Genomic DNA, 16,900 nt, shown 5'->3' with positions numbered 1-16,900 from the left:
ATGATGTTAGGTAAGAAAAACAGCGAAGCGCTGGAGAATTTCAGTGAGAAGCTGGAGGTCGAGGGGCGCAGCCTGTGGCAGGATGCTCGCCGTCGTTTTATGCATAACCGCGCTGCGGTTGCCAGTCTGATCGTGTTGGTGATGATTGCGCTGTTCGTGACGCTGGCACCGATGCTGTCGCAGTTCACCTACTTCGATACCGACTGGGGCATGATGTCCAGCGCGCCGGATAGCGAGTCTGGTCACTATTTTGGTACCGACTCCTCTGGACGCGACCTGCTGGTGCGCGTGGCGATTGGCGGGCGGATCTCGCTGATGGTCGGCATCGCGGCCGCGCTCGTTGCGGTGGTCGTGGGGACGCTGTACGGCTCGCTTTCAGGCTATCTGGGCGGCAAAATCGACTCGGTGATGATGCGCCTGCTGGAAATCCTCAACTCCTTCCCGTTTATGTTCTTCGTTATCCTGCTGGTCACCTTCTTCGGGCAAAATATTCTGCTGATTTTTGTGGCGATCGGGATGGTTTCCTGGCTGGATATGGCGCGTATTGTGCGCGGGCAAACCCTGAGCCTGAAGCGGAAAGAATTTATTGAAGCCGCGCAGGTGGGCGGCGTGTCGACCGGTAACATCGTCCTGCGTCATATTGTGCCTAACGTGCTGGGCGTGGTGGTGGTGTACGCCTCCTTGCTGGTGCCAAGCATGATCCTGTTCGAATCGTTCCTCAGCTTCCTGGGGCTGGGGACGCAGGAGCCGCTGAGCAGTTGGGGCGCGTTGCTGAGCGATGGCGCCAACTCGATGGAAGTGTCGCCGTGGCTACTGCTGTTCCCGGCCGCTTTTCTGGTGGTGACGTTGTTCTGTTTTAACTTTATTGGCGATGGCTTGCGTGATGCCCTCGACCCGAAAGACCGTTAAGGAGTGCAGCCATGAGCGTAATTGAAACTGCAGGCGTGCCGTTCGCGCAGCAAAGGGCTAACGCACTGCTGGACGTAAAAGATCTTCGTGTGTCGTTCAGTACCCCGGACGGTGATGTCACCGCGGTGAATGATTTGAACTTTACGCTGCGCGCCGGAGAAACCCTCGGCATCGTCGGTGAGTCTGGTTCAGGTAAATCACAGACCGCGTTTGCGTTGATGGGGCTGCTGGCCGCGAATGGCCGGATAGGCGGTTCGGCGACGTTTAGCGGCCGCGAGATCCTCAATCTGCCGGAGTACGAACTGAATAAGCTGCGCGCCGAGCAAATCTCGATGATTTTTCAGGACCCGATGACCTCGCTGAATCCCTACATGCGTGTCGGGGAGCAACTGATGGAAGTGCTGATGCTGCATAAAAGCATGAGCAAAGCGGAGGCGTTTGAAGAGTCGGTCAGAATGCTGGATGCGGTCAAAATGCCGGAAGCGCGTAAGCGGATGAAAATGTTCCCGCATGAATTTTCTGGCGGTATGCGTCAGCGCGTGATGATCGCAATGGCGCTGCTGTGCCGGCCGAAGTTACTGATTGCCGACGAACCGACGACCGCCCTGGATGTTACCGTGCAGGCGCAAATCATGACGCTTCTCAATGAACTGAAGCGTGAATTCAACACCGCCATCATCATGATTACCCACGATCTTGGGGTGGTGGCCGGGATCTGCGACAAAGTGCTGGTGATGTATGCCGGTCGGACGATGGAATACGGTAATGCCCGCGATGTCTTTTATCAGCCCGTTCATCCTTATTCGATAGGTCTTCTCAATGCGGTGCCGCGTCTGGATGGCGAAGGTGACGAGATGCTGACGATTCCGGGGAACCCGCCCAACTTACTGCGTCTGCCGAAAGGCTGTCCGTTCCAGCCGCGCTGTCCGCATGCGATGGAGATTTGTAGCACCACTCCGCCGCTGGAGGAGTTCAGTCCAGGTCGCCTGCGTGCCTGCTTTAAACCGGTGGAGGATCTGGCATGAACGCTGTAGATGAAAAACGTAAAGTCCTCCTGGAAATCGCCGATCTGAAGGTGCATTTCGATATTAAAGATGGCAAGCAGTGGTTCTGGCAGCCCTCAAAAACGCTGAAGGCAGTCGATGGCGTGACGCTGCGGCTGTATGAAGGAGAGACGCTGGGGGTCGTTGGCGAATCCGGCTGCGGGAAGTCGACCTTTGCCCGGGCCATTATCGGGCTGGTAAAAGCGACCGATGGTCGGGTGGCATGGTTGGGTAAAGACCTGCTGGGGATGAACCCCGATGAATGGCGGGACGTTCGCAGTGATATTCAGATGATTTTCCAGGATCCGCTGGCATCGCTGAACCCTCGCATGACCATTGGTGAAATCATCGCTGAACCGCTGCGGACCTATCATCCGAAATTACCGCGTCAGGAAGTGCGCGATCGGGTGAAAGCGATGATGATGAAGGTGGGCTTACTGCCAAACCTGATTAACCGCTATCCGCATGAGTTTTCGGGCGGTCAGTGCCAGCGTATCGGGATTGCCCGGGCGTTGATTCTGGAGCCGAAGCTGATCATCTGCGATGAGCCGGTCTCCGCGTTGGACGTGTCAATTCAGGCGCAGGTCGTCAACCTCTTGCAGCAGCTTCAGCGGGAAATGGGGCTGTCGCTGATCTTCATCGCTCATGACCTGGCGGTCGTAAAACATATCTCTGATCGCGTGCTGGTGATGTATCTGGGTCATGCCGTGGAACTGGGGACCTATGACGAGGTCTATCACAACCCACTGCATCCCTACACTAAAGCGCTGATGTCGGCGGTACCGATTCCCGATCCCGATCTGGAAAAGAACAAGACGATTCAGCTACTGGAAGGGGAATTGCCGTCACCGATTAACCCGCCGTCAGGCTGTGTATTCCGTACCCGTTGTCCGATAGCCGGCCCGGAATGTGCGAAAACGCGTCCGGTACTGGAAGGCAGTTTCCGGCATGCGGTTTCCTGCCTTAAAGTAGACCCGCTATAATCGCAAGGGCTGACAAACTGTCAGCCCTTCTTTTCGCAGAGGTTATCGTGTCGTTTTCCTTGTCATCGCTTCGCAGGCAGATTTATCACCGCTTGTTCGATCTGAACACCCGCTCAGGGCGACGGGGCGAGGGGTTATGTGCTCTGTTCGCGCTGTTGAGCGTGCTGGTTATTTTTATTGAATCGGGCCTTGGCACGCAATATCACCTGACGCTTGATGAGTGGCATATTTTTGTCTGGCTTGAACTCATCATCACGCTGGTCTTTACGCTGGAATATTTGCTGCGTTTAGTGAGCTGGCCGAATCCGGCGAAATATGTCTTCAGCTTCTGGGGCTTAATTGATTTAGCGACTATTCTGCCGTTGTATGTGATGTGGCTGTGGCCGGAAATCAGCCTCAATTACGTTTTTGCCTGGCGGGCTATGCGGGCCATTCGTATCCTGCGGATCCTTAAGCTGTTGCGTTTTATGCCTTCATTACGGGTATTCTGGCGGGCGATTATGAGTGCCCGGCATCAACTGATTCTGTTTTATTCGTTTATCGGCATTTTGATGATTATTTTCGGCACGCTGATGTATCTCATCGAAGGACCGGAATATGGATTCACCACGCTGAATGCGTCGGTCTACTGGGCGATTGTGACCGTCACGACGGTTGGGTATGGCGATATTTCGCCACATACGCCATTGGGGCGGATTGTAGCATCAGTCCTGATTTTGATTGGCTATTCAGTGATTGCCATTCCTACTGGGTTGATCACCACGCATATGAGCATGGCGTTTCAAAAGCGGAATCAACAGCGCCAATGCCCACAGTGCCAGCAGAGCCAGCATGAACATAGCGCGAAATTTTGTAACCACTGCGGCAGTAAATTGCCGGACTAAATAAAAAGAGCCGCGATTGCGGCTCTTGTCTTTGATTATTCGCGCCAGAGAATATGGCAGAGCTTGTGATTTTTTTCGCGACACAGCAACACGCGGGCAAAAATATCGTTGATCTCGCCGTCTTCACTGTCTGCCAGACCAATCACCACTTCGGCAAAGAAGTCCGGGTTCAGGTCATAATCCACGTGATCCTGCCAGTCTTCTGACGGGTCAAATAACTCCGCGCCGCCGCGCTCCTCAAACTGCAGGTTGAACAGAATAATGTCCGCCGGGTCGAGGTTATCGGCCGCCAGTTCGAGAAAAATATCGTAAGCCTGCTCAAGCGTTTCGTCTTCAGTCAGGCGATTGTTCAGATCCATATCCATAGTGACTACCTGTTTACCGTCTCTTGGGCACGTTTTACAGCAACGGACTGAAGAAGTAAAACAGTCGCTCGGTGATCCGCTGCCAGAGCGGGCGTTTTAGCCACAAATTCGCGTCCAGCAGGCGAGAACGGGAGATATAATCGTCCTGCACAGCCGCCAGATCGCCGCCGAATCCGACGTCATCAATCACCAGCGTGATCTCAAAATTCAGCCACAGACTGCGCATATCCAGATTCACGGTCCCGACCAGACTGAGTTCACCATCGACCAGTACGCTCTTGGTATGCAACAGACCGCCTTCGAACTGATAAATTTTCACCCCGGCCGCCAACAGCTCGGTAAAGAAGGCGCGGCTGGCCCAGCCAACCAGGAGTGAATCGTTCTTGCGTGGCAGAATAATACTGACGTCCACACCGCGCTGCGCCGCTGTACAGATGGCATGCAGCAAATCGTCGCTCGGCACGAAGTAGGGGGTGGTCATAATTAAATACTCACGCGCCGAGTAAGCCGCCGTCAGCAGCGCCTGGTGTATCAGATCTTCCGGAAAGCCTGGGCCGGAAGCGATGGTATGAATTGTGTGTCCGCTGGCCTCTTCGAACGGCATTATGTTGACGTCCGGCGGCGGAGGCAGAATGCGTTTGCCGGTTTCAATCTCCCAGTCGCAGGAATAGACGATGCCCATTGCGGTTGCCACCGGACCTTCCATCCGCGCCATCAGATCCACCCACTGACCGACGCCCGCATCCTGTTTGAAAAAGCGCGGATCCACCATATTCATACTACCGGTATAAGCAATATAGTTATCAATCATCACCATTTTGCGGTGCTGACGCAGGTCCATGCGGCGCAGGAACACACGGAACAGGTTAACCTTCAGCGCTTCGACCACTTCGATACCAGCGTTGCGCATCATCGCCGCCCAGGGGCTGCGGAAGAAAGCGACGCTACCGGCAGAGTCCAGCATGAGTCGGCAATGGATCCCGCGTCGTGCGGCAGCCATCAGGGATTCCGCCACCTGATCCGCCATACCGCCAGGTTGCCAGATATAGAACACCATTTCGATGTTATGTCGTGCCAACTGAATATCGCGGATCAGCGCCTGCATCACATCGTCAGAATCGGTGAGCAACTGGAGTTGGTTGCCTTTAACCCCCGCGATGCCCTGGCGACGCTCACAGAGTTTGAACAGCGAAGCGGCGACGCTGCTGTTCTCTTCGGCAAAGATATGTTTGCAGGCTTTAAGATCGTTCAGCCACTTTGCGGTGGATGGCCACATTGCGCGAGCGCGTTCTGCCCGACGCTTGCCCAGATGCAGTTCCCCGAAGGATAAATAAGCAATAATTCCGACCAACGGCAGAATATAAATGATCAGCAGCCAGGCCATCGCAGAAGGAACCGCGCGACGTTTCATTAAAATACGTAATGTTACACCGGCAATGAGCACCCAGTAGCCCAGAATGACCAGCCAACTCACCACCGTGTAGAAGGTTGTCATAGATTAAAAATCCTTTTGAAAGCGTATTGTTATGAGTTTACGCGTCATGATAAATCTGGCAAATAAAAACACGGCAAAAGCGCTAGCCTGCCTGTCTGTGGGGGGTATAATGCCCATTCTTGCACTGTAAGAGTAGGTATCATGAAGCGGAGTAGAACGGAAGTGGGACGCTGGCGGATGCTGCGTCAGGCCAGTCGCCGTAAAGCGCGTTGGCTTGAAGGACAGTCGCGTCGGAATATGCGGATCCACTCAATCAGAAAATGTGTCCTGAATCAGCAACGTAATTCGCTGCTGTTTGCGATCCATAGCCTCTGAGTGAACAGGGCACCGCATGCGGTGCCCAATGAACACGTCTTTCAGAACGTCTTCTTAAAGGGTTTCACTGAAACCTGCGCGTAAACCCCGGCGGCAACATACGGGTCAGCCTCGGCCCAGGATTGCGCCTCTTCCAGTGAGTCAAATTCAGCAATCACCGTCGAGCCGGTAAAACCTGCCGCACCGGGATCGTTACTATCTACCGCTGGCATGGGGCCTGCAGTCAGGAGACGTCCTTCGTCGTGAAGCAACTGTAGTCGTGCCAGATGCGCGGGGCGGACGGAAAGACGCTTTTCAAGTGAATTCGGGTTATCTTGCGCGTAGATGACATAAAGCACGGATAGGGCTCCTTGTTCGGTAAAAGTGCTAAATACGTTATTTGAAAGGCCTCTTTACTGCAACGCAAAGATGACAGCCTTGTTAAGGCCGTACAATTGTCAGGGAATTTTTAGGAGAAAAATGGCGCTTATGGCGATGGCTTATTGAATATGATTGCTATTTGCATTTAAAATTGGGGCCTGGTTTTTCAACTGAAACGATTATGACTTCAATGACCCTTGATTTACCTCGTCGCTTTCCCTGGCCGACGCTACTTTCTGTCGGCATTCATGGCGCTTTAGTGGCGGGACTCTTGTATACCTCGGTACATCAGGTTATTGAATTGCCTGCCCCTGCGCAGCCCATCTCCGTAACGATGGTTTCGCCAGCCGACCTGGAACCGCCGCAGGCTGTCCAGCCGCCGCCGGAACCGGTTGTCGAGCCTGAACCTGAGCCGGAACCGATTCCCGAACCGCCCAAAGAGGTGCCGGTTGTTATCGAGAAACCGAAGCCTAAACCCAAGCCCAAACCGAAACCGGTGAAAAAGGTACAGGAGCAGCCGAAGCGTGATGTCAAACCTGCCGAGCCGCGTCCGGCGTCGCCGTTTGAGAATACCGCGCCTTCGCGTCCGGCCACCAGCACTGCGCCGGCAACCAGCAAGCCGACAGTGAGCGTTCCGGCAGGTCCACGTGCGTTAACGCGTAACCAGCCGCAGTATCCTGCGCGCGCTCAGGCATTACGCATTGAGGGGCGGGTAAAAGTGAAGTTTGATGTTACGTCCGATGGCCGGGTGGACAACGTACAAATCGTGTCAGCGCAACCGGCTAACATGTTTGAACGTGAAGTGAAGAATGCGATGCGCAGATGGCGCTATGAAGCCGGTAAACCGGGTTCAGGGCTGGTCGTGAATATCGTCTTCCGTCTGAACGGCACCACGCAAATCGAATGATCATCTGGTGATAACGTAAAAGCCTCCGTAATGGAGGCTTTTTTGTATTTATTCTACCGGTAGCGGGCGGGGTTTACCGTCTGGATCTACCGCGACGTAGATAAACAGTGCCTCTGTCGCTTTGTAGCGCTGGCCAATTGGCTCTGACGCCACTTTCTTGACCCAGACTTCAATATTGATGCTGACGGAAGTGGTTCCGCGCTTCACGCAACGGGTGTAGCAACATACCACATCGCCGACGGCAACCGGACGCAGAAAGCTCATTCCTTCCACGCGGACGGTCACCACGCGACCATGGGCAATCTCTTTGGCCTGAATAGCACCGCCAATATCCATCTGCGACATCAGCCAGCCGCCAAAAATATCACCGTTGGCATTGGTATCGGCAGGCATAGCCAGTGTGCGTAAAACCAGTTCGCCCTGCGGGGCGTGAGTTGTTGTTGTCATTGTAAAACCGACTGTAGAAAAAAATTTCAGGCGCGATGCTACTATGATTTTAGCATGGAGAACAGAGGGGAAACGCCCGCGAGACGGGCGTTTGGGTGATTAGAATGACATCGTTACGCCCGCATAGTAAGCGCGTCCGGGTTCGTTGTAGGTTGAGGCACCATCGTTTTCACGATAGATCCGCTTGTCGAAGAGGTTACTGATCCCGGCATTCAGGCGCAAGTTTTTCGTCATCTGGTAATTAGCGCCGAGTCCGACAACCGCGTAGGCACCTATCTCCTTATCCGACATGGCACCCGTTTCGTTGCGCGTTTCAGCATACTCGCGCGGTTTTTGTCGACCGTACTGCGTCCACTGTAGCTGCGTGGAAAGCTTGTCGTTCACCTGCCAGTCGAGCAGGGTATTAATGGTGTATTTCGGGATCACGGAGAGCGGGTTACCGGTGTCCTTGTTCTCTGATTTGATCATATACGTCGCGTTTGTGCGCCAGCTTAACGTTTCCGGCACCAGCGGAATCACCACGTTACCTTCCAGACCTTCGACAATCGCTTTGCCACCATTTTCCCATTGCAGGATGTTATTTCCGTTGGAGGCGTAACCGATAATATCGGTCCCGGCGACGATTTTATTCTTATAGTCATTACGGAACCAGGTGATTCCCGCATCCCACCCAGCGTAATTAAATTCCAGGCCGATCTCTTTGTTAATACTGATTTCCGGGTCCAGATCCGGATTACCCAGCAGATAACAACTGCCGGTGGCGATAGTATTCGGACACCCGTTGCCGCGCGTGGAGAGCAAATATCCCTCGCTGGACTGATACAGGTTTGGCGCTTTAAAGACGCGCGCAATCCCGGCTTTCAGCTTAAACAGATCGCCCAGTTCCTGCGACATATTCAGACTGGGGCTCCAGTTGCTGCCAAATTCGTCGTGATAGTCAAAACGGATCCCCGGAATAATATCCGTGCCAGGCCGCGCTTCGATATTATCTTCCAGATATATACCGGTGAGCGTGGCGCTATTTTTGGAACTGCGACTGGAGGCGTCACCGGAGACATTGCCAATCTGCACGCCGGATGCGCTGGTGGCCTGCATAGACGCCGGATCGTTGAGTTCGTCACGGTTCCACTCCGCACCCACCGTCAGGGTTTGATCAACCAGCCAGAAGACAGGGATGTTGAGTTCTCCGGAAGAACGATAAGATTCCAGGCGGCTGGTGGCGTATTCGGTGTTATTGATCATCCCTTCCACTTTACCGGTCGAGCCTTCCTGCATTCGGGTGTTATTGGTTTTTTCGTAGTAGACGCCGAATGTAGACTGCCCCCAGTCCCAGATGCCGTTATGCGTCAGCCCCCACGACTGACGATACATCCGGTTGGTTTCATCGCCGTAAAGGGTACTGACCAGCCCGTCAGGACTGACGTTAGCGTTGCTATACTGGGTATCCCCGGCATAGATATTGCCCTGACGATTGTAGCTGTAGTCAAAATCGACAATTTGCTGTGGCGTCAGTTTCCAGGAGAGCAGGGCGTTGATGTCTTTATTGCGCACCCCTTCGTGCCCTGCGGCATAGGATCCATTTTGCCGGGTATTGATATCCGCCGCATCGGCGTCAGTTTTGTTGATGTTGCCATACAAACGCATGGTGAGAACATCGTCAATGAGCGGGCCGCTCAGATTGACGTTCGCTCGCCTGGTGGCACCTTCTTTGCTGTTCTCGGGCTGGTTGGTATAAAGAGACAGCGAGCCATGCCAGTCGTTCGTTGGCCGTTTAGTGATGATATTTACGACGCCACCCGCCGCGCCGGAACCGTAACGTGCCGCTGCCGGGCCGCGCAGCACCTCAATACGCTCGACCATCTCTGCCGGTACCCAGTTTGTGTCACCACGGGTATCACGCTCCCCGCGCCAGCTATAGCGCACCGAGTTTCGCGAGGTGACCGGTACGCCGTCAATCAGGATCAGCGTGTTTTCCGGACCCATGCCGCGAATATCAATCTGACGGTTATTTCCCCGACTGCCGCTGGCGCTGTTGCCCGTCAGGTTCACACCGGGCATGGTGCGAATAATATCGGAGAGGTCGTTGACCGGTGGGGATTTTTCAATGTCTTTGGCGGTGATAATAGAAACACCGGGTTGTTGTTTGAGAGCTTCTTCGGCGGTGGCCTGGACGACCATCGTTTCACCGTCGTTCAGAACGTCGTCTGCGGCGAATGCATTTCCGCTTAATGCTGTGGCAATCAAAAGCGCCAGAGGGCGTGGAGAAATTTTTGTTATCGTATTCATCAACTGACATCCCAATTGTAAAAATTCGATACGGAATATCAATGATAATTATTCTCATTTCAATGTTGTGAAGGCAATCTCCATAATATCTTCACGATTCAGGCAATTTAGGGCGAGTACGGCAGGGATTGTGCAGAAAGCAAAACCAGGCCCATGGGCCTGGTTGGATGAGCATTTACGATTTGTCTTCTTGCGGGAGATGGCGATAGATATAAACACCACTCAACAGGGTAAAGATCAGCGTCAAGGCGGTGAGGCCGAATACCTTAAAGTTCACCCAGATATTTTGCGGTAGCCAGAAGGCGATGTAGATATTGGCAAGCCCACACAGAATAAAGAAGATGGCCCACGCGAGGTTGAGCTTAGACCAGACCGGCTGTGGTAGCGTCAGTTCTTTACCCAGCATGCGCTGGATCAGCGGCTTTTTCATGATCCACTGGCTAACCAGAAGCGCACCGGCAAACAGGCCGTAAATCACCGTCACTTTCCATTTAATAAACTCATCATTATGGAAGAAGAGGGTTAACCCGCCGAACACGGCCACCAGAACAAAAGTGATCAGCGCCATTTTTTCAACTTTGCGATAGCGAACCCAGCTGTAGATGAGCACGATTGCCGTTGCGACAATGAGCGCCGAGGTGGCCGCATAGATGTCGTACACTTTGTAAAAAACAAAGAAGACAACCAGCGGTAAAAAATCAAGAAACTGCTTCATTCTTCGATTCCGTAATCAAACGCGTCGGGCATTACTGCCGGCGACGCAGACAGGGTTATTGGCGAATCAACATATACAGACGGAACAGGTAGATGAGCAATATGGCGGAGATCAGATTGCTCAACGTATTCGCGATAACGGCGCCAACGTTAGGGTCAAGCGCAGCAAAGCTGGAGGCAAACAGCAACAGTAGCGTTTTTGCCAGCAGCCAGCCCATCACCGCCGGGGCGACCAGTCGCATATTAGACCACGCCAGACGCATACTGTTGCGCATTGCGGCGAATACACCCATTTTATCCTGAACCAGCATAATCGGCGCAAGCGCCAGCAGGATTGCCAACAGGATGCCTGGTACCACGACCAGCATAATCCCGAGCTGTACCAGCAGGGTCGTCAGTAAAATCAGGATGAACAGACGCGGCAGGATCGGCGCACTGGCACCGATCGCGCGCAGGGCGCTGACGCGATGACCGGCTGAAATTAACTGAATCATCAGCAGAACGCCACCGGCCAGGACGGCATTACCAATCAGTCCTGAAAAGGTAGACGCTGCCGAGGCGCGCAACAGGATCTGCTGCTGCTCCGGCGTCATGTTTTGCACCAGTTCGAACAAGCCTACGCTTCCTTCAAGATGATCCCCTTCACTCAGTTGCGCAATCTGCGCATCGCTGGGTGAGAAGGCATGCCCTAATACCACCGTTATGAACGCGCACAGCAGCGAGATCAGCAGGATGGTTAAAAATTGATTACGGAAAAAATTCCCGGTGTCACGGTATACAGATTTCGCCGTGATAGACATGCACTCTCCTTGAGTTCTGCAGGTGTTGTTAAGCATGCAATTGTACCCTGGATAACTGCGCAGTGGCAGCATCAAGGGGTGTATGGAAAAGCATATCTTTGTAAAGCCAGAGTAATTTGCTCAACAAATCTACGGGGAGTCAGTTTTAACAAACGCAAAAAACGCAAGAAATGCATTCATCATGGAAATATTAAAAATTGATCTGATTCCAATAATTGTATTTTTAATACCACTTCTACTTTAATCTGGATCACCAAACATTGAATTTGATAGTCGAATGTGACCCTGGAGAGATCACTTATTACTCCAATGTAGGTATATTTGTAACGTATTTATAACCATAACGATGGAGCGGATATGAAAAAATTAACAGTGGCGGCGTTGGCAGTATGTACACTTCTCTCTGGCAGCGTTTACGCGCATGAAGCTGGCGAGTTCTTTATTCGTGCCGGTTCGGCGACGGTAAGACCGACGGAAGGTGCGGATGGAACGTTAGGCCATTTAGGCGGCTTTAATGTCAGTAACAACACGCAGTTAGGTTTGACATTCACTTATATGGCGACCGATAACATCGGTGTTGAACTGCTGGCGGCAACGCCATTCCGCCATAAAGTAGGCACGCAGGCGACCGGTGATATCGCCACCGTTCATCACCTGCCGCCAACCCTGATGGCGCAGTGGTATTTCGGTGATTCCAGCAGCAAACTGCGTCCTTATGTTGGCGCAGGCGTTAACTACACCACCTTTTTCGACACGAAATTCAATGATGATGGTCAGAATGCAGGGCTGTCCGATCTTAGTCTGAAAGACTCGTGGGGTGTGGCAGGGCAAGTCGGTCTGGATTATCTCATCAACCGCGACTGGCTGATCAACATGTCAGTGTGGTACATGGATATTGATACCGAAGCCAAATATAAATCTAACGGCGCCGTACTGCCGGAAGGTCGTTACAACGACAACATCCGCCTCGACCCGTGGGTATTTATGTTCTCTGCCGGTTACCGTTTCTGATTGGCCTAAAAAAAGACCCCGTATTTACGGGGTCAACAGGGACATGACACACACGGTTTTATCGCTATATCTGCTTATGCTTTGTCCTTTGGTTCGCCATCACCCAGCTCAGCGCCGGTTAATGGGTCTGCGTTCGGATCGGACTGGGTCCTTTTCGCCATGGCTTTGACCATCGCCTGTTGCTCTTTGGTCAGTTTGACGGTCGCCAGGCCATCTCCGCCATCCACGGCAGGCTGCGGATCGGCAACATAATCGAAATAGTCATCGCTGTTCCAGCTTCCACGCGGATCGTCGCCTTGCGACATGTTGTAATACACATTCGTGTATTGCTCGACCGGCGGCAATTTGCCCGGCGGAAAATTATTACGAATAGAGTAGAGCGCCTTTTCAAAGGAGAGCTGGTGTGCCGCTTCGCGCGTCATCAAAAATGCCAGTGCATCCTTAACACCGGGATCGTCCGTTACGTTGATCAGGCGTTCGTAGATGATTTTAGCGCGTGCTTCAGCTGCGATATTGGAGCGTAAATCGGCTGTCACTTCGCCAATCGTATCGATATACGCCGCAGTCCAGGGCACACCGGCGGAGTTAGTGAGGGCCGGACCGCCGCCATACAGCAGCGAGGTGATATGGCTGTCATTCCCATTTGCCGTTAAGGATCGGTACAGTTCGGCTTCATTTTCCGTCCCCTCAGCCAATGCGCCTTTGGCCCCTTTATTCAGCATCCCGACAAGGGAGCCGATGATTTCAAGGTGACTCAGTTCTTCGGTCGCAATGTCCATCAGCATCTCTTTGCGTCCAGCATCATCATCACCCAGGCCCTGAGTGAAGTAACGACATGCCGCAGCCAGTTCGCCCTGTGGGCCGCCAAATTGCTCCAGCAAAAGATTCGCTAAACCAGGGTTAGGCTCGCTGACTCGCACCGTATATTGAAGTTGCTTAACGTGTCGAAACATTATGCCTCCTGATGTATTTGTTATTTTTTGGCTTCTACGCCGTCAGTTTCCGAGCGCAGTAAAAATTGTTCCGTCGTTTGCGGAATATGCTTAATCAGCCAGTCAGCCATTTGTTTCTCTTCATTGAGAATAGATTCAATAGCCGGAATTGAGGCGGTATCGCCTGCTTTTTGCGCCGCAGCAAGCAGGGAGGTATAGCAGGCAATTTCGAATTGTTCAAAAACATAACCGCTGATCGAACCTTTTACGATTTCATCAGATGGAAAAATACCACCAATGGATTGTCCCAGCGCCGCCATTTTACTCATCGAATCTTTAATGACAGAACGTGAGATATTATTGCGGTCGAGGATCTCTTCCAGAATCGTAATTTGATGTTTGGTTTCGCTAATATGTTGCTCAATTCTCGAGCGTAGATCAGGATAGTTATCGATACGACCCGCCATTGATTCCAGCATCGATTCGGCTTGTTTTTCCATAGCATGGGCGTCACGAAGCCAGTCATGATAATGTTCGATAGCATTCATTTGTAATGTCCTCTGGGAATGAATTAATTAAAAGCGGATATTTAATAACCAGGGTAAAAATAATTCAGGATTTATTTTGCGCTTTCTTATTCACGTTGCCGATGGCTAAATCGGTCAGTTTAATATCGGTTGCTTTCTCTTCTTCCAGGGTTTCATTCAGCAGTTTCACTGCTTTGCGATAGCCCAGTTGCTCTGCGAGAGTGGCAAGAGTGCCGTAGCTGGCAATCTCATAGTGTTCAACTTTCTGTGCGGCGGCAATAAGCGCAGCGTCACGCACTTCGTTTTTCTCGGTGCTCTCAATGACCTCGTTGGCCTCTTCGATCAGACCTTCCATCGCCACACACTTCATGCGTTTTACTTTAAGACCCGCTTCGGATTCAACGATCTGATCAATACGTTCAATTTGCCCCTGTGTCTCTTCAAGGTGTGCCTGAAATGCCTGGCTTAATTTTTCACTGGAAGCGGCTCTGGCTAATTTCGATAACGCCCGAGTCAATTGTTTTTCTGCGCTGTAGGTGTCTGAAAGCAGGTGGATAAAAACATCTTCAACAGTTTTAATATTCATCTCTATTCTCCTGGGATGATACTGCGAGTCGAAAGACTCGCAGCGTTTGTAAACGATAAATCTTAAAAATTATAAAACAAAAGGATGTCTACGATTTGTCGGATTTATTTCCGCCACGGCTGTTTTGGCCGCCTTTTTTACCTGCTTCAGAAGCACGTTGCGGATCATTTTTAAAATTACCGCCGCTATGTTGGCCACCTTTACGGCCCGCTTCTGATGCTTTCTCACGATTCTCGGCGAAATTTCCAGAACCACCACGATGTTCGGCCATGTTATTTCTCCTGTTTCGTTGGTAAACATAATTGTTAATTTGTGACCAGTGTCGGTACCTTTCTAAAATTAGTCGCTATCCCGGGATAGTCAAATTGTTACGAATTTGTCACGTGGGGGGAATATAATGTGGTACAGCCATCAGAAAATAATAATGCTGCCCTTTAGAAATGAGCGACTTAACGTCTTATAATTCACTTTTCTATTAATAACGCAGGGTATCATAATGCGTGGTTATATTAATACTGTTAATGTAACTGACGTAAATTTACATTTATGTGGATGGGTTGACATTGTAAATAATCATAAGACTGTCTCTTTAAGAATATTCCTGGTCGCAGATCTGTGCTACAACCCAGAGGACGCAGGCATCAAAACCGCGCTTTCAGCCTGATGACAGGCTAACGCTGAGTGTTTGCGCACCACGTAAAGCGGCGCAGGTAGACTAAAATTATTTGTAGCGGGGCGGTTCTACTCACAAGTCGTCTGACAGAAGGGCGAGATTCTCCCGTGAGACCTGTACTGCCTTCTTAAAATCGAATAACGTAGTGTTAACAGCGTGTTGATGCTCAGGGTGCCTTAGTGAAAATCGTGCAGGACAGTTTAAGAAACAGACAGGCACTTATTATTTCAGCGCTAACCACGCTGCTATTTACATCACTTTTCTTGTTTATTATTTATGAGCAGCGACTGGCAGCAGTCAATGAAGGAATGAACCGCCTGCAAACGCGGATGCTTGATATCTTCAATGATAATGAAATGATCGCGGATGCGACCGGCGTGCGCTACCGGCAGATCAAAGCCGCCGATCAGTGTGGTGCCATGTCACTATTTCTCCCTCGTGGAAGGGTCTGGGGAATTAACGCCGACAGGAAACGCATTCACTCCGCATCGGGCGCGATGGTGGCGCGTGAACCGACGTTGAACGCACTGTGCATGTATACCGCCGCTGAGTTTATTCGCGGTAGGGTGAATGCGCTTAACCCCGGAAATTTCGATGCTCATCGCTACGTTATTGCCGAGGATGCGAGCTATTTTTACTGGTTTACGCCGACTGACACCAAAGCGTTTAATTATCGTACGTCGCAAATGGCGCAGAATATCTCCGACTTCTTTTTACCTCCCGTCGATTTTTATACCCGCCTGTTGGAAAAGAGTGTCAAAACGAAGGCCTTAAGCTCCACGGATTTTTATAACGATAAAATCACGGATGAGAAAGCCTTTAGCGTCGTGAGTTATATTTATGACCTCTCGCGTACTGAGATTTCCGACCATATCCTTGGCTATCTGGTTTACGATCATGCGAAGCCGGAACTTCAGGAGGCATTACGCGACGCCTTTGATGGACAGGTGCCGCATGGGCTGAACGTTTCGCTGGTGAATACTTTGAATCAGCAGTCGCTTTGTCTGTGGGGGGAATGTAAAAAGCGTCCGGAAATTGCCTTCAAAGTGCTCTCTGAGAAATATGTCATTCACTACGCTATCTCGCTCAGTGGGTTTGCGATGCATGACACCCAGGCGGGGTTGCTGATCCTGATGGCACCGTTCTTCTTTGTACTGATCATGATGGGGTTAAAATCCTGGCTAAATGAGAGCGATCTGAAAGTCTACATCGACTCGTTGACGGGCTGTTTCAACCGTAAAATTCTCGACATCATCAAGCGGCGGGATCTCTCTGACAGTTCGGTGGTGTTGGTTGATTGCAATAAATTCAAAGCAATTAACGACACCTGGGGACACGTTGCCGGGGACAGAGCGTTACAGATTATTGCCAACCGGATGTTGTCCAATACCCGCACCAGTGACGATCTGGTGATTCGCACCGGGGGAGATGAGTTCGTGATTGTGCTGTATAAGGCGAAAACGAGCGATGCGGTCGCCATCGCGGAACGTATCACCCAGCAAATCAAAGAGTATCAGTTTCTCGTGAAGGAGACGCAGGTGCCGCTTTCCATCTCATGGGGCGTAGCCGAAGTGACTGAGGGCATTGATGATGCCATTCAGTATGCAGATGGCGAGATGTACAAAATGAAGCAGGCTAAATAATGGGACCGCCAGCGCGAGAC

At 51.6% G+C, this 16,900-nt stretch carries 19 protein-coding genes and 1 pseudogene; 8 read left to right on the top strand and 12 right to left on the bottom strand.

Annotated features, from left to right (window positions below; all coding sequences use genetic code 11):
- Genes oppC through KI228_RS11975 form a run of 4 tightly spaced genes read left to right on the top strand, consistent with a single transcriptional unit; the run spans position 1 to position 3,819 of the window.
- Positions 1-909, top strand: coding sequence for an oligopeptide ABC transporter permease OppC (oppC, locus tag KI228_RS11990; protein ID WP_044267192.1), 909 nt, complete (start codon positions 1-3; stop codon positions 907-909).
- 11 nt (positions 910-920) lie between these two features.
- Positions 921-1,934 (top strand): murein tripeptide/oligopeptide ABC transporter ATP-binding protein OppD, encoded by a 1,014-nt coding sequence (gene oppD / locus KI228_RS11985; protein WP_061070048.1) that lies wholly within the window; start codon positions 921-923, stop codon positions 1,932-1,934.
- Positions 1,931-2,935 carry a murein tripeptide/oligopeptide ABC transporter ATP-binding protein OppF gene (gene oppF / locus KI228_RS11980; protein ID WP_043000510.1) on the top strand — a complete coding sequence of 335 codons (1,005 nt, stop codon included), beginning with the start codon at positions 1,931-1,933 and terminating at the stop codon, positions 2,933-2,935. The genes oppD and oppF overlap by 4 nt, the downstream gene beginning before the upstream one ends.
- A 47-nt stretch (positions 2,936-2,982) precedes the next feature.
- Positions 2,983-3,819 (top strand): ion transporter, encoded by an 837-nt coding sequence (locus tag KI228_RS11975; protein ID WP_043000511.1) that lies wholly within the window; start codon positions 2,983-2,985, stop codon positions 3,817-3,819.
- 35 nt (positions 3,820-3,854) lie between these two features.
- On the opposite strand, the gene KI228_RS11970 is transcribed toward KI228_RS11975, so the two are convergent.
- Positions 3,855-4,184 carry an HI1450 family dsDNA-mimic protein gene (locus KI228_RS11970; protein ID WP_043000512.1) on the bottom strand — a complete coding sequence of 110 codons (330 nt, stop codon included), beginning with the start codon at positions 4,182-4,184 and terminating at the stop codon, positions 3,855-3,857.
- Between the two features lie 34 nt (positions 4,185-4,218).
- Positions 4,219-5,679, bottom strand: a complete 1,461-nt coding sequence (cls, locus tag KI228_RS11965) for a cardiolipin synthase (RefSeq protein ID WP_043000513.1) — start codon at positions 5,677-5,679, stop codon at positions 4,219-4,221.
- A 141-nt stretch (positions 5,680-5,820) separates the two neighbouring features.
- On the opposite strand from cls, the gene KI228_RS11960 reads away from it, so the two are divergent.
- Positions 5,821-5,994: a YciY family protein gene (locus tag KI228_RS11960; protein WP_086512586.1), complete on the top strand. Its 174-nt coding sequence runs from the start codon at positions 5,821-5,823 to the stop codon at positions 5,992-5,994.
- Between the two features lie 41 nt (positions 5,995-6,035).
- On the opposite strand, the gene KI228_RS11955 is transcribed toward KI228_RS11960, so the two are convergent.
- A complete protein-coding gene (locus KI228_RS11955; protein WP_043000514.1) occupies positions 6,036-6,332 on the bottom strand; it encodes a YciI family protein in 297 nt (98 codons plus the stop codon).
- Positions 6,333-6,544: 212 nt separating this feature from the next.
- Here KI228_RS11955 and tonB point away from each other — a divergent pair, with 212 nt between their 5' ends.
- Complete coding sequence (gene tonB / locus KI228_RS11950; protein ID WP_054176350.1) at positions 6,545-7,261, top strand: TonB system transport protein TonB; 717 nt, start codon at positions 6,545-6,547, stop codon at positions 7,259-7,261.
- 48 nt (positions 7,262-7,309) lie between these two features.
- Here tonB and yciA read toward each other — a convergent pair whose 3' ends face one another.
- The 5 genes and pseudogenes from yciA to KI228_RS11925 form a co-directional block, all read right to left on the bottom strand.
- Positions 7,310-7,708, bottom strand: a complete 399-nt coding sequence (yciA, locus tag KI228_RS11945; RefSeq protein ID WP_141227539.1) for an acyl-CoA thioester hydrolase YciA — start codon at positions 7,706-7,708, stop codon at positions 7,310-7,312.
- 99 nt (positions 7,709-7,807) lie between these two features.
- Positions 7,808-9,994 (bottom strand): TonB-dependent siderophore receptor, encoded by a 2,187-nt coding sequence (locus KI228_RS11940; RefSeq protein WP_061070050.1) that lies wholly within the window; start codon positions 9,992-9,994, stop codon positions 7,808-7,810.
- A 175-nt stretch (positions 9,995-10,169) separates the two neighbouring features.
- A complete protein-coding gene (locus KI228_RS11935; RefSeq protein ID WP_043000517.1) occupies positions 10,170-10,709 on the bottom strand; it encodes a septation protein A in 540 nt (179 codons plus the stop codon).
- Between the two features lie 55 nt (positions 10,710-10,764).
- On the bottom strand, positions 10,765-11,508 hold the full coding sequence (locus KI228_RS11930; protein ID WP_044257714.1) for a YciC family protein: 744 nt from the start codon (positions 11,506-11,508) through the stop codon (positions 10,765-10,767).
- 28 nt (positions 11,509-11,536) lie between these two features.
- A pseudogene (locus KI228_RS11925) lies at positions 11,537-11,614 on the bottom strand (YkgJ family cysteine cluster protein); the annotation flags it as partial.
- Between the two features lie 251 nt (positions 11,615-11,865).
- Between KI228_RS11925 and ompW the strand changes: the two are divergent.
- Positions 11,866-12,519 (top strand): outer membrane protein OmpW, encoded by a 654-nt coding sequence (gene ompW, locus KI228_RS11920; protein ID WP_043000519.1) that lies wholly within the window; start codon positions 11,866-11,868, stop codon positions 12,517-12,519.
- 74 nt (positions 12,520-12,593) lie between these two features.
- On the opposite strand, the gene KI228_RS11915 is transcribed toward ompW, so the two are convergent.
- The 4 genes from KI228_RS11915 to KI228_RS11900 all read right to left on the bottom strand — a co-directional run bounded on the left by KI228_RS11915 (position 12,594) and on the right by KI228_RS11900 (position 14,835).
- Positions 12,594-13,472, bottom strand: a complete 879-nt coding sequence (locus tag KI228_RS11915) for a manganese catalase family protein (RefSeq protein WP_044267184.1) — start codon at positions 13,470-13,472, stop codon at positions 12,594-12,596.
- Between the two features lie 20 nt (positions 13,473-13,492).
- The gene (locus tag KI228_RS11910) at positions 13,493-13,999 is read right to left on the bottom strand and encodes a ferritin-like domain-containing protein (RefSeq protein ID WP_043000521.1); all 507 of its coding nucleotides are present in this window, start codon (positions 13,997-13,999) and stop codon (positions 13,493-13,495) included.
- A gap of 64 nt (positions 14,000-14,063) precedes the next feature.
- The gene (locus tag KI228_RS11905) at positions 14,064-14,564 is read right to left on the bottom strand and encodes a YciE/YciF ferroxidase family protein (protein ID WP_043000522.1); all 501 of its coding nucleotides are present in this window, start codon (positions 14,562-14,564) and stop codon (positions 14,064-14,066) included.
- A gap of 88 nt (positions 14,565-14,652) precedes the next feature.
- Positions 14,653-14,835: a con-10 family general stress protein gene (locus KI228_RS11900; RefSeq protein ID WP_044257720.1), complete on the bottom strand. Its 183-nt coding sequence runs from the start codon at positions 14,833-14,835 to the stop codon at positions 14,653-14,655.
- 581 nt (positions 14,836-15,416) lie between these two features.
- On the opposite strand from KI228_RS11900, the gene KI228_RS11895 reads away from it, so the two are divergent.
- Positions 15,417-16,880, top strand: a complete 1,464-nt coding sequence (locus tag KI228_RS11895) for a GGDEF domain-containing protein (protein ID WP_061070052.1) — start codon at positions 15,417-15,419, stop codon at positions 16,878-16,880.
- Positions 16,881-16,900: the final 20 nt, after the last annotated feature.

This window comes from Citrobacter amalonaticus (assembly GCF_018323885.1).
Classification (GTDB): domain Bacteria; phylum Pseudomonadota; class Gammaproteobacteria; order Enterobacterales; family Enterobacteriaceae; genus Citrobacter_A; species Citrobacter_A amalonaticus.
The sequence above is the reverse complement of the archived record's forward strand: the minus strand, read 5'-3'. Positions and strand labels throughout refer to the sequence as shown.